Origin of the sequence: Parapedobacter lycopersici, assembly GCF_024643285.1 — a bacterium.
Taxonomy (GTDB): domain Bacteria; phylum Bacteroidota; class Bacteroidia; order Sphingobacteriales; family Sphingobacteriaceae; genus Parapedobacter; species Parapedobacter lycopersici.
In genome coordinates, this window is sequence record NZ_JAMSLW010000003.1 from 15,774 (window position 1) to 29,441 (window position 13,668).

General features: G+C 48.2%; 8 protein-coding genes. 7 read left to right on the forward strand and 1 reads right to left on the reverse strand.

The genetic code is table 11. The features are described 5' to 3' along the window. The first annotated feature begins 26 nt into the window (after window positions 1-26). From NEV57_RS15840 to NEV57_RS06875, 6 genes are all read left to right on the forward strand, one after another. Complete coding sequence (locus NEV57_RS15840; protein ID WP_257657567.1) at window positions 27-1,184, forward strand: FecR family protein; 1,158 nt, start codon at window positions 27-29, stop codon at window positions 1,182-1,184. A gap of 253 nt (window positions 1,185-1,437) precedes the next feature. Beyond that, entirely contained in the window at window positions 1,438-4,833 is a 3,396-nt protein-coding gene (locus NEV57_RS06855; protein WP_257657568.1) for a SusC/RagA family TonB-linked outer membrane protein, read from the forward strand. A gap of 25 nt (window positions 4,834-4,858) precedes the next feature. Then, the gene (locus tag NEV57_RS06860; protein WP_257657569.1) at window positions 4,859-6,415 is read left to right on the forward strand and encodes a SusD/RagB family nutrient-binding outer membrane lipoprotein; all 1,557 of its coding nucleotides are present in this window, start codon (window positions 4,859-4,861) and stop codon (window positions 6,413-6,415) included. Between the two features lie 387 nt (window positions 6,416-6,802). After that, window positions 6,803-7,231 (forward strand): cytochrome c, encoded by a 429-nt coding sequence (locus NEV57_RS06865; RefSeq protein WP_257657570.1) that lies wholly within the window; start codon window positions 6,803-6,805, stop codon window positions 7,229-7,231. Window positions 7,232-7,263: 32 nt separating this feature from the next. Continuing rightward, complete coding sequence (locus NEV57_RS06870) at window positions 7,264-8,685, forward strand: PQQ-dependent sugar dehydrogenase (RefSeq protein WP_257657571.1); 1,422 nt, start codon at window positions 7,264-7,266, stop codon at window positions 8,683-8,685. Window positions 8,686-8,759: 74 nt separating this feature from the next. Continuing rightward, window positions 8,760-9,845: a carbohydrate-binding family 9-like protein gene (locus NEV57_RS06875; RefSeq protein WP_257657572.1), complete on the forward strand. Its 1,086-nt coding sequence runs from the start codon at window positions 8,760-8,762 to the stop codon at window positions 9,843-9,845. A 39-nt stretch (window positions 9,846-9,884) separates the two neighbouring features. Here the strand turns inward: NEV57_RS06875 and NEV57_RS06880 are convergent, their stop codons facing one another. Further along, window positions 9,885-11,477, reverse strand: a complete 1,593-nt coding sequence (locus tag NEV57_RS06880) for a PLP-dependent transferase (protein ID WP_257657573.1) — start codon at window positions 11,475-11,477, stop codon at window positions 9,885-9,887. A gap of 433 nt (window positions 11,478-11,910) precedes the next feature. Between NEV57_RS06880 and NEV57_RS06885 the strand changes: the two genes are divergently transcribed. Continuing rightward, on the forward strand, window positions 11,911-13,611 hold the full coding sequence (locus NEV57_RS06885) for a PQQ-dependent sugar dehydrogenase (RefSeq protein ID WP_257657574.1): 1,701 nt from the start codon (window positions 11,911-11,913) through the stop codon (window positions 13,609-13,611). The last annotated feature ends 57 nt before the right edge of the window (window positions 13,612-13,668 follow it).

Genomic DNA, 13,668 nt, shown 5'->3' on the forward strand with positions numbered 1-13,668 from the left:
TAGGCATAAAAGGCTAATAGGTAGCTATGAAACTCAATCAATACCAGGTTGCTGTGCTGATCAGCAAGTATCTTCGGAATGACATTTCCGAGGAGGACCATATGGTATTGGAGCAATGGCTGGACGAGAAGGAGGAAAACCGCCTGTTACTGGAATCGTTCCGCAATGGTACGCATGAGGTCCAGCATGATATGGATTTTATCCGTTCACTGGATGCCGAGACGGCATGGGAATCTTTTGAGGAACGTGTTCAGCAGCGACGCTGGAAACGGATGATGCGGTATGTGGGTTACGCCGCAGCTATTGTGGTTGTTGCCGGTCTGGCAATCTGGAAGTTTCTTCCAGGATCGTCCGATGCGGACGATGCGCAGACAGCGAATGTGTTCCATAACGACGTGGCCCCGGGAAGTAACAAAGCCCAGCTGACACTTTCCGACGGCAGTACCGTTGATCTGGAGACCTATATTAATGGCCTGCAGGAGCAGGATGGTACGGCAATTACGGGGAGCGACGGGCAGCTTACCTATTCGACACCGGGTGATGCGGCAAACGAACTGATATATAACACCCTGGTGATCCCGAAAGCAGGTACCTACCAGCTCACGTTATCGGACGGCACTAAAGTGTGGCTGAATGCGATGTCTGAACTGCGTTTTCCGGTTCAGTTTGGTGGAAAGGAACGGCGGGTGTATCTAAAGGGAGAAGCCTATTTTGAAGTGGCACACGATGCCGGACGGCCATTCCGGGTGGCGGTTAACGATACCGAAGTGGAAGTGCTGGGTACCCATTTCAATATTAATTCCTACGCCCAGGTGACCACCACGCTTGTTGAGGGTTCGGTAAAGATATACAAAGAGGAGGAAGAGCAGTTGCTGACACCGGGGCAGGAAGCCAAGGTAGGGGAACATATTTCGGTTTATAAAGCGAATATGGATAAGGTAATTGCTTGGAAGAACGGTGATTTTTATTTTAAGAGCGACAATATGGTCGAAATCATGGAACAGCTGTCGCGCTGGTATGATATTGAGGTGAATTACCGGGGGAATATCCCCCTGAACGCGGGATACAATGGGAGTATTTCGCGGAACGTGAATTTATCTGAGGTATTGGAAATGCTGACTTTTGCGAGTGGTGCCCTGTTTTCCATTGATCAGAAACAGGTGTCCGTAACATTTAACAAATAGATAGATTATAAATTTTAACCAACTATTAACACGATGATGAGACAAACCTACCATTATCCCAAATAGCCGGCAAAAAAGACGGGGGTGTTAGCCGCACCCCCGAGCAATAGCTAAGGCTAAAAGTAACTGAATGTTGTTCAAAATCAACTTATTAAATTAACCTTAAGTATGTAAAGGTATGCAATACTTTTTATTTGACAAAAAATCGAAAACACATCCAAACCTTTCGATTTTCACTAAAATACTACTGACCATGAAAATGACTTTTGTTCTGTTGTTGCTGGTCACTGCCGTGCAGGCAGAAGGTATAGCACAGAAAGTCACTGTTTCTTTCAACAATGCGAAGATCGAACAGGTTTTTAAAGAACTGCGGAAGCAAACGAACTACCGCTTTTTCTACAGCGATGAGGTAGCCGAAAAGGCCGCCCCGATCAGCTTAAATGTGAAAGACGCGGACATTCGGGGCGTGCTTGACCAGATTATGGAAGAGCAGGACCTTTCGATGCGCTACCGGATCATCGGCGGAACGGTAACCATTAACCTGGCACCGCGCAAACTTGCGGTAACAGCAAATGAACCTGCAGCGGAAGAAGTGGTTCAGCAGACCATTACGGGTACTGTTAAAGGAGCAGACGGTGAAACGCTTGGCCAGGCCAGTGTGGTAGTGAAAGCTGATCCGCAGAACCGTGGTACACGCACCGATGAGCAGGGACAATTCTCTTTAGCTGTGCCTCCTAATGCCATATTGGTGGTGTCGTACATTGGTTATGTAACCAAAGAGGTGACCGTAACCGGAACCCAGCCCTTGGAAATCGTACTCGAAAGCGACGATAATGTATTGGGTGAGGTGGTTGTTGCCGCATTGGGTATCAACCGGGAGCGCCGTACACTGAACTATTCCAGTGCTGAAGTAAGCGGTTCTGCATTTACCGAAGCACGTGAAAACAACGTTGCCAGTGCATTGAGCGGTAAAATTGCCGGTGTGGACGCTTCGCAGATTGCTTCCGGACCCGGTGGTTCCAGCCGTGTCGTTATCCGCGGTAACGGCTCCCTGAACAGTAACCAGCAGCCGTTATACGTGGTAAATGGTATTCCGATTAATTCATCCAATAAGGGCGGTGGTACAAATACAACAGGCCTTAATATTGACCGTGGGGATGCAATTTCCAGCATCAACCCGGATGATATCGAATCGATTACCGTACTGAAGAGTGGTGCTGCTGCTGCACTTTATGGCAGCCAGGCGGCAAATGGGGTTATCCTCATTACCACTAAAAAAGGTACGGCACGCCAGGGCATCGGTGTCGAATTCCGTTCGAACACCATGATCGGTACACCGACGGATTACCCGAACTACCAATACCAATACGGTTCCGGTAATGACGGGGTTAAACCGGCCACCCAAACGGCAGCATTGAGCGCCGGCCGTCTATCTTACGGTGCACCGGTGGATGGATCCATGGTGGTTCAGTTCGATGGCGTGGAACGTCCATATTCACCGGTGAATGTAAAAGACAATATTAAAAGTTTTTACCGCCCAAGCGTGGACGTAACCAACTCGTTGGCGTTCAGCGGTGGTTCTGAAGCGATCAACTTCCGTCTGTCGTTGTCCGACCTGCGCTCACAGGCGCAGACACCTAACTCTACCTTTAAAAGGAAGACAGGTAACCTGAGCCTGCAATCCAAATTGGGAAAAAATGATTTCCTGCAATTGGAATCAACCCTGCAGTACAACAAGGAAGACCGGGATAACGTAGCGGGTGTAGGTTACGCGGAACGGAACCCATCTTGGGCAGTTTACTTGCTTGGTAATACCGTGGACATCAACTCGCTGGCCCCGGGCTACGATGCGAATGGCAACGAGACACCATGGAACCCGGTTCCTGCAGCACCAAACCCTTGGTTTTTAGTAAACAAAACCGGTAACAGCGACGATCGTCAGCGGTTCATCGGCCAGTTCAGCGCGCAGGTTAACTTCATGGACAATCTGTATGCACGGGGTACCATTGCCCGCGACTGGATGTCTATTGATTACATGGATTACATGCCGATTGGTACAGGCTTTACACCACAAGGATTGCTGAATACTGAGCAGGAGCAAAGCTCTAAGACCAACTACCTCGGTATTCTAAACTATACTTCTGATTTTTCAGATGATTTCGGATTTACGGCAATGGTAGGTGGCAACATGGAGCGTAACGCGACTACGGTAAGCCAGATTGGCGGTGAGCGATTCATTGTTCCTAATTTCATCAGCTACACCAACCTGTCTATTCTGGACAATCCCTTCCGCAGTGATGTGGAGTGGGGAACGAATTCCGTATTTGGTAGCTTGGATGTGAATTACAAAAGCTTCCTGAACCTAACATTTACGGGTCGTCAGGATTGGTTCTCTACCCTGAACAAGGGAAATAACTCGATTTTCTATCCTTCGGTTGGTGCGAGCGTGATTCTTTCGGATATCATCGATATGCCGTGGAACATGAACTTCCTGAAACTTCGGGGTAACTGGGCACAGGTAGGTAGTTCCAACGTGAATCCGGGTGACGTAATCCGTACGTACGAGATCCGTACCGGTGGATTCAACGGGATTCCTGTACAGGATGCACCGAGTGACCTGATTGACCTGACGCTGCAACCGTTGACGGTAACAACCAGCGAAGGTGGTTTTGAAATGCAGTTCTATAACAACCGGTTAGGCATTGACGCAACCTACTACAGCCGGGTAACGACGAACGACATCCTGCGTCCGAATATCTCCGCTACCAGCGGCTTTACTTCCGGGTTTATTAATGCCGGTAAGATTACCAACAAAGGGGTGGAGCTGGCCTTACGCGGAACGCCGATCAGCAAAGAAAACTTCAGCTGGAACGTGAGCTATAACTTTGCTTACAACCTGAGTGAGATTGTTGACCTGGCACCCGGACTTGATTTTGTAACCGTTGGGTCCAGTATTTCCAACGCTGTCCGTATCATCAATGCTGTTGGCCTGCCTTATGGTACCGTGCGGGGCTGGAAATTACTGAAAGACGAGCAGGGTCGTCAGGTCTTTAACTCCGCCAGCGGCTATGAACAACGCGTGGAAGGTGATCTTGGTATAGCTAACCCGCCATACATGATGGGCTTACACAACCAGTTCCGCTACAAAGATTTCTCTTTGGGCGTATTACTGGATGCAAAATTCGGTGCTGTGGCATTTAACAACCTGTGGACTTATGCGATGCGTTTTGGCTTGACCAAAAACACATTACCGGGCCGTGATAACCCGAACGGGTTGACGGTGGAAGGTGTTGACGAGAACGGCAATCCGTTTACCAAGACCTGGCCGCAGGATCAGCTGGATACCTATTACAACAACTTAGGTGTAATGTATTCGGAACTGCAAACCTTCAACACGGATTTCGTCAAATTGCGGGAATTGGTATTCAATTACAATATCCCGGTAAGCAAATTAGGAATTGGAGCCATCCAGTCGGCCAGCATCGGTATTGTTGCACGGAACTTGGCTATCCTGTACCGCGATAAAGCCGTGCGCGAAGCCGGTCTGGATCCGGAAATGCAGCAAACGGTGGGCAATGCTACAGGTACTGCAGGTACCGGCGAACCCCGTACCCGTAACATTGGTTTCAATTTAAGTGTTAGATTCTAATCCCTAAACATAAATAGTGATGAAAATGAAATTAAAGATAAGCGCGATGGTTTTTGCGGTTGCAGGCATGCTATATGGCTGTAACCCAGATAGCCTCACCGATATGAATGTACCCGAGCATGAGGTGGATAAGGTAGAGCCTGAGTTTATGTTCACCGGTGCTATCCTGGATTTGCCTGAATGGAGCTACGGTATGATGGCTCAAGGTGTACAGTTTTTCTCTTCTTATAAGGAAGTACCCGCTATCGGTGATAAATACTATAGCTTTAATGGGTTAGGTGCTCCTTTTAATGAGTTTTATACAGAAAAGCTAAACCGTCTGTACCAAATCCGGAAAGCGTTGGAAGCTGAACAGGAAGAAGGAATGGATAATACCAATAAACTGGCATTGCTTCGTATTATGCGGGTTTACCTTTACCATCAGTTGACGGATGTAACCGGTGATATCCCTTACTCCGAAGCGCAAAAAGGTGAAGAAGGTATTTTGAAGCCGAAGTACGATACACAGGAATCCATTTACAGGGATATGTTTAAGGAATTGGACGAGGCTGCTGCAACGCTGGATCCGGCGAAGCCCGTTTTTGGTACTGGTGATCTGTTCTATCAGGGCGATGTCGCAAAATGGAAAAAGTTTGCTTACACGCTGATGCTGCGGTTGGGTATGCGCCTGACGAAGGTGGATCAGGCCCTGGCACAGGAATGGGTACAGAAGGCGATCACCGGTGGTGTAATGACGGAACAAAGCGATATCGCTTATATCCAATATTCAAATACACCCGGAGCCATTAACGATAAAATCAATAGCTGGATTAACGGAAACTACAATACGCCGGGTGGTGACAACGTGGAGGGTGGTAAGTATGCGGCGACGTTTATCGACTACATGAAAGCAACGAATGACCCGCGTCTTCCGGTGATGTCAATTGTGTGGGAACCCAAAGGCGATGGTACGTATACGGCAAATAACGACGTCAGCGTACAACGTGGGATGATCAGCGGGTCACTTAATACCCGTCCGGATGACTTTGATACGTATTCGGAGCCGTCTCCGCTGATCCTGAACTTAGCGGCACCAACAGTTATCCTGGGTCCGTCAGAAGCCTATCTGTTATTAGCCGAAGCCGCTATCCGTGGCTGGTATAATGGCATGTCGGCTGAGGCTGCTTATAATAAAGGAGTTGAAATGGGCATGAAACAATGGTCATTGTGGGCTGACCGTGCACCGAGCTCCGGTAACATCACCGATGCGCAGATTGCAGCATACCTCACCGCCAATCCGTTTTTAACGGGTGGGACGTTTGAGGAGCAGTTCGGACAGATTAACACACAGAAATGGGTATGCTTGTTCGGTGATGATTACGAAAACTATTCGAACTGGAGAAGAACGGGATATCCTGAGTTAACACCTGTAAATTATCCAGGCAACGTGACAGGTGGACAATTGTTCCGTCGGATGTATCCACCAATTGATGAAAACCTGACGAACCGGGAAAATTACCTCGAAGCATTGCAACGCCAGGGATTTGAGGAATTCACGGGTGATGCGCTGATTACCCGCGTTTGGTGGGACGTAGCGGAATAACGATTTGTGTTTAAGTGAATAGGCTGTTGTTGTAGGACTGCAATGCATGTCCTGCCGAATGCGGCCGGTTAACTATACCTATGGGTGAATTCACCCATAGGTATTTTTATTTAATGGGAAGACAGGCCTTCCGTTGTTTTCGTTCCTAACGATAGCTGTTATACCCCATATGGGTAGCTGTTTACTGTTTAACATATTTGTTACGGAATTGATAAGTTGTGCTCGGGAAACATTATTTTTTTTAGTTAATTTGTGCGCGATTTGATGCAGATCGGAATGAGGATATACGTGCTCTCCAAAGAAGCAGATAAATGCCTTATTTGCTACATTTAGCTTGATTTTAGACGCATTGACTAATTATTAAATTATATTCTTTTGCTATTTCTAATGAACACAACTAGACAAACTGCGAAAATGCTTTTATGGGTTGCCGCCATTACCAGCGGAACGTTACTTTTATCATTCACCAACATTGGCAATGTACAGGATCGGTGGGTTGCCCCAAAGACAGCTGACACGATCAAGAATCCTTATGAAGTGGAACCGCTTACCGTGAAACAGGGCGAGGAGATTTATTTGATGTACTGTGCACCCTGCCATGGTGATTACGGGTACGGAAATGGAGCTGCAGGTGGTGCTGCAGGGATATTACCGGCTAATTTTCATGATCCCGTCGTGCAGAAACAAACGGATGGTGCAATCTACTGGAAACTGTCTGAGGGACGGGGCAATATGCCGGGATTCAAAGACGCTTTATCGGAAGAGCAACGGTGGCAACTGGTTGTGTTTATCCGGGATTTACCAAAGAATAACTAATCGTTTACTATCATAACTAATTACTGATCATTATGAAATTATATTTTTATGGGTGTTCGCTCAGTTTAACATTACTGCTTTCGGGCGGTTTGGCAAGCAATGTAGCTGCACAGGGAAGACCGGCTCCGCCTGTTAATACACCTGTTGCGTTACGTCCGGACATTACAATTGAACGCGTGATGGATATCGGCCCATTGGGCGTCAGGCTGCTTCGTAACGAGGTAACCGGCGACTTTTGGTATACCACATTTGATGGCAACGTTTTCCGTATTACCAACTTTGATACGCCGAGCGCGAAAACGGAAAAAGTGTTCTCCGCTGAAGATCACGCGATCACGCGGTTACAGGGGGCAGCTTTTCTGGGCAATACCCTGTTTCTTTGCGGCAATATCTCGGTCAATGATGGCAAAGGAACGAAGGGCCGGATGGTACGTTATAACCTGGACGAAGCTTCTCCGAAGCTGGTTGAAGTATTTAATACAGTGGAATACGGTACGAATGCAACAACCTTTGACCATGGTTGGAATGCGCTGGAAATCAGTCCGGACCAAAAATATATTTATGTGAACACCGGCGCAAGAACGGACCACGGAGAAGTTCAGGACAATCGGGGCGCATATCCAAACGCACGTGACAATGCGTTAACGGCTAAGGTATTCCGTTTTCCTGTCGACACGGAGAATTTACTGCTGGAGGATGACGAAGCAGCTTTGAAAGCCAAGGGGTATATTTTTGCAGAGGGGATCCGTAATGCATATGATATGGCGTTTGACGGAAAAGGTCATTTATTTGGTGTAGTTAATTCCGGTGATTATGACCATTCGGAAGATATGTTCTGGATCCGGGAAGGACACCACTATGGATTCCCCTGGATCATGGGTGGTATTGAAAATCCGCAACAGCATCCGGAGTGGGTTCCGGATCCGGACCGCGATCCGCTGATCGGCAAGACTTCGCACGCCTGGATCGTGAAATATTTTCACAATGACCCTAATTTCCCTAAAAGACCGGAAGGGGTTACGTTTACAGGAGGTGTATTAAATATCGGCCCTGACGCAAATGAATACCGGGCGTATTCCGGACATGTACTTGATGGGGATACCACGGGCGTAGCGATCAGCACGTTCAATGCACACAGCTCGCCGCTGGCCTTGTTCTTTGATAAAGAAAATGCCTTAAGCGAGGACCTGAAAGGTGACGGTTTTGTTATCCGGTATGCCGGAGGAGGCAGGGCCGGCCGAATGGATCCGCTTCGCGCGCAGGGAAAAGACCTGTTGCATCTGAAATTATCCTACAACAAATTGCTTGATAATTACATTGTGCAGACGACCCGTATCGTGGACGGATTCAATTCGCCAACGGATGCGGTGCTGGTTGGTAACGTCGCATATATCATTGAATATGCTGCGAATACCGATGGCCGGATCTGGAAAATTACATTGCCAAAGGATTAATAATAACCTATTATATATCATTGCGGGGCTCCCCGGCTCCGCAATGATATAAGTGAAACCAAATAGATTAACCAGTGAAAACCCCAAGCCTCTTTTGTTTATGCCTAGCTGGCGTGTTTGCAGCACAGGCACAGGAAATCGATTCGAAATTACTTCAGTCGCCACGTATCTATACAGCAAAGAAAACAACAGGTACCATCACCATTGATGGGAAAGCCGATGAAGCACAGTGGGGCAGGGCAGATTGGACGGTAGGTTATACTGATATCATGTACGGTGAGGAGAAGCCTGCTGCCTATGCCACGCGGAGTAAGATGTTATGGGATGATACTAATGTATACCTTTATGTGGAATTTGAAGAGCCGCATATTTGGGCGACGCTTAAGGAGCATGACTCTTCCGTTTTTCAGGATAATGCCTTAGAGGTATTCTTTGATCCGGACGACGACACCCACAATTATATAGAATTCCAGATTAATGCGTTTACGACAGTCTGGGATTTAATCATGGATCTTCCGTATCGTAACGGCGGTCGCTCGTTGTCTGACTGGGATATCAAAGGACTCCAAAAAGCTGTCTACATAGATGGCACATTGAATAATCCAGCTGATGAAGATCGTGGATGGGGTATTGAACTGGCTTTTCCCATTAAATCGATATTAGGTGGTAGGAGAGGGGTTATTAAACCAGGAGATTACTGGCGGATGAATCTTTCCAGGGTGCAGCGGGAAACCGAAGTTCAGGACGGGCAATATCGGCGGAAGACTGACAGTAATGGCAGGCCGTTATCCCCTGATTATTGGGTTTGGTCGCCGGTAGGCGAGGTTAGTCTGCATGCCCCCGAGCGTATGGGATATGTATTATTTGCCGAAGATGACGGTAACCCTGTGCCACCGACCATTGACCACGAAGAAGAGGGAATGCGACTTGAGCTTTGGAAATACTATTACGTCCAGCAAGCCTATCAAGGTGAGCACGGCACTTATGCAACGGACCTTCGCGCGCTTCGGGACGCATATCCGAAAGACCAATTGGCTGTTGCTGATGCGATCCAGCTATTTGCTACGCCATACCAGTTCTTACTGCGGTATAATTACCCAAATGGCCAATACATTACGATTGACCATCTGGGAAAAGTAAGAAAGGGAAAAGAAGACTGATAAAAGTCCAAGTCGACTAAAAATAAACATGCGGCGGGATTAAGCCTTATAATCCCGCCGTTTTGCTTTCCATGATGCCGTGCCGTATTCACCCAGACTGACATCTCCGCCCATCTCCGAATTGCTGGTTACTGTTCCCGTAAATTCGAAATTGAGCCGTACACCTTCCTTGGTGTAAGAACTTCTGAATAAAATATCACCACCATGCAGTTCACCGAAGAGGTCCCGGTCGCCAAAACTGGCGAAATGGGTTCCCTGTAAGTTACTATCACCGTTCTGTTGTTCAAAAACCAGTTTCTGGTTGACAACACTGGCTGAAAAATGCATTTCAAGGTCCCACTGCCCGGTCAGGTTAAAGGTAGGGGCTGCCGTGGAAACCGGATTCGGCGGTGTGGGGTTCTTCAATATTTCGGCCACGCGCTGCGCAACGATTTTCTCATCGCCTTCATTAAACTGCGAAGAGCCGATGCTGATATTGGGTTGCATGTTGGGGGGGAAGGGAAGGAAACTTCCCGCACCGCTTACAGCAATGCGCGGTTTGCTGTTCCAAAGCAGTTGCTCCATATCATAACCTGTTAGCGGAATTTGCTGCATATCCCATTCTACCCGAAGGGACGGGCTGTGATTGGAACGGCCCCGGGGCATGCGGATATCCGCCTTTACACCGGATATGCCCTTCAAAGGCTGGGCAATATGTTCTAATTTAGCAACCCATTGCTGCATAATGGCTTTGTGATCCTGTTTTAGCCACACTTCCACGGCGGTGAGCATGCCCAGGATTTCTTCCCGGCCTACTTTAAACCCGCGTCCGAAACCATGATGCGGTGCCATGGCAATCCGGGCGGCCTGAATGAGGTCCTTACGGCCGAGTAGCAGGCCGGCACATTGTGGGCCACGCAGGTATTTACCGCCGCTGTATGCAACTAAATCAGCTCCCTGGGTAATGTGTGGATTAGGTACTTCAAGTCCCTCTGCAGCAGCGTCTACAAAAATGGGGATGTTCAATGGTTTGGTATGTTTTGCAATTTCCCGTATAGACAGTGGCCCTTCTTCCGACCGGGCGCCGGCTAATACAAGCACCATGGCCGTGCGTGGGCCCAATGCAAGTGCTAATTCTTCCGGAGAAGATACTTCGACCATTTTTACGCCAACGGCTTTGGCGCCTGCATCGTATGCTGTGCGTGAATAATTGGTAATAACCACCTCATCTTTCATCCCTGCAAGATTGGGTACCTGCCACAGCTTATCCGGGTCGCCACCGGTAACACAGGCGGCGGTAGCCGCGGTTACGGCTGCAGAAGCGCCCGCACTGACAAATCCCCATTCGGCACCGGTGAGTTCCCCGAGACGGTCGCCCACCTTATCCATCAGTTCATCAAGCTGTACATAATGTTGTGATGCGGCGTCCATGGCCTCCAACACTTCGGGCCATACCCGGCTGGCCCCGATAATCGTAACGGTTCCACGGGCATTGATCAGCGGTGTCGCACCGATGGATTCATAAATGTTATTGGCTTTATTCCAGGGTGCCAGCGTGGCGTTTCGGTCCGACCGGGTTTTTCCGATTGCGTGCAGTACCGATCCTCCCAGAGGTAAAACGGTTAAACTTTTAAGAATTTCTCTACGTTTCATGTTAGTTAGTTGTTTTTAAAAAGTAGGCAAACGCCTTAAATTGGTGGTCTTCAGTTTACACACGTGTGCTAAAAACGTGGTGGTTTCGCTCGTTAAAGGTATAAATATTTTGATAATTGACTGCCGATAATTGCCTTTGTTTTCAGCGCCATCGGCCGATGGGCCATCAAAATATAGGGGTTGTCTAAAAAGTATGCAATCGTTGTTTTTGCAAAGCATCTTGACGGTTTACTTTTCCGGACAACCCCATAATACCCTAAATATATAATGTAAACAACCAAGTTGGCCAAATGGGTGACAAACCTATCGTTATTTGCTGCCGCTGGTTTAATTGGAAGTAGCTATATTTGCGGCTTCAAAAAACTACACGTTAACTATGTATGCTAATCTATTAAAAACCTGCTCTAGGGTAGGAAGGTATTTTTTTCCCGCGATGCTATTGTTTTCCGTAGTCGGTTGTACGCAAACAGGGAGTGGCGGGCTCCAGGGCGATCCGGATAATGGCGGGTTGGCGCTTCCGGGCGGCTTTGAGGCAATTGTGGTGGTCGACAGCCTGGAAGGCAGAGCACGTCACCTTGCCATCAATGACAATGGAGACATTTATGTAAAACTGCGCTTCCCGGATTCCATCGGCGGAAATGTAGCGTTACGGGATACCACGGGCGATGGAAAGGCCGATATTGTAATTCCTTTCGGCGATTATGAAGACAAAGGCAGTTACGGAACAGCCATGCGGATTTATAATGGATACCTGTATTTTAGTTCCATGTTAAATGTATTCCGGTACAAGCTGACTCCGGGAGAATTACTTCCGCAGGAGGATATGGAACTGATTTTACATGATGACCACCCGCATGGTACGCACGAACATATTGCTAAACCGGTTACGTTTGACAACGAAGGTTATATGTATGTTCCTTTCGGGGCACCTTCCAATGGTTGCCAGGTCGAGAACCGTACTCCGAACAGTCCTGGTCAGTACCCCTGTGAGATGCTCGCCGATCACGGTGGCATCTGGCGTTTTGATGCGAACAAGCTTAATCAGACACAGCGGGATGGTGAGTTGTATGCTACCGGACTTCGAAGCGTTGTAGCACAGGACTGGAACCATCAGGAGAATAGCCTGTATGCATTGCAGCATGGCCGCGACGACTTGCTGCGCCTATGGGCCAACTATTATAGCCCGTGGCAAAGTGCCATGCTGCCATCGGAGGAATTTTTTAAGATTGAAAAGGGTGATGATGCCGGATGGCCTTATTTTTATTACGATCAGGTGAAAGGGGAGAAAGTAATTAACCCCGAATATCTGGCGCAACAGAATGAATTGGGCGATGGAAGCCAGTACAAACAGCCGCTTATTGGCTTTCCAGGGCATTGGGCACCAAACGATCTGTTCTTTTATACTGGTGACCAGTTTCCTGAGCGATATAAGCAAGGTGCTTTCATTGCCTTCCACGGTTCAACCAATCGCGCGCCGTACCCGCAATCGGGTTATTTCGTGGCATTTGTTCCGTTTAAAGACGGCGTCCCATCAGGTGAGTGGGAAGTTTTCGCCGATGGCTTTGCAGGTGTGGACCCCATTGTCAATGTCAGTGATGCGAAGCACCGGCCAATGGGACTTGCCATGGGGCCGGACGGATCGCTGTACGTGAGCGACGACGTGAAGGGAAAAGTATGGCGTATTATCTATACCGGTAACAAGGGCGGCTTTGGCGAACAGCAGCTCGCAGAGATGGAAACGCATAAGCAACTTACCCATATCCGTACGCCGGATCAGGAACAGGATAACCTGGATAAAGGCAAAGAAGTCGCCGGCGCCAAGGTTTATTCGACCTACTGTGGCACCTGCCACCAACGTGATGGTAAGGGTGATGGTAGCCGATTCCCGCCATTGGATGGCTCAGAATGGGTAATTGGTGATAAAAAACGACTAATTGATGTTGTTTTAAACGGGCTGGAAGGCGAGATTAAGGTGAAAGGTGTTTCCTACAATAACCTGATGCCACAGCATAGTTTCCTGAGCGACGAGGATATTGCTAAAGTTACCACCTACATCAGGCAGAGTTTTGGTAATAACGCTAGTGAAATTACCAATGAAGAAGTAAAACAGGTCCGGGCTGAGACTGCAAGGTAATAATAGCCGTAATAGAAAAGGGTTGGCTGAGCATATTGCTCAGCCAACCCTTTTCTA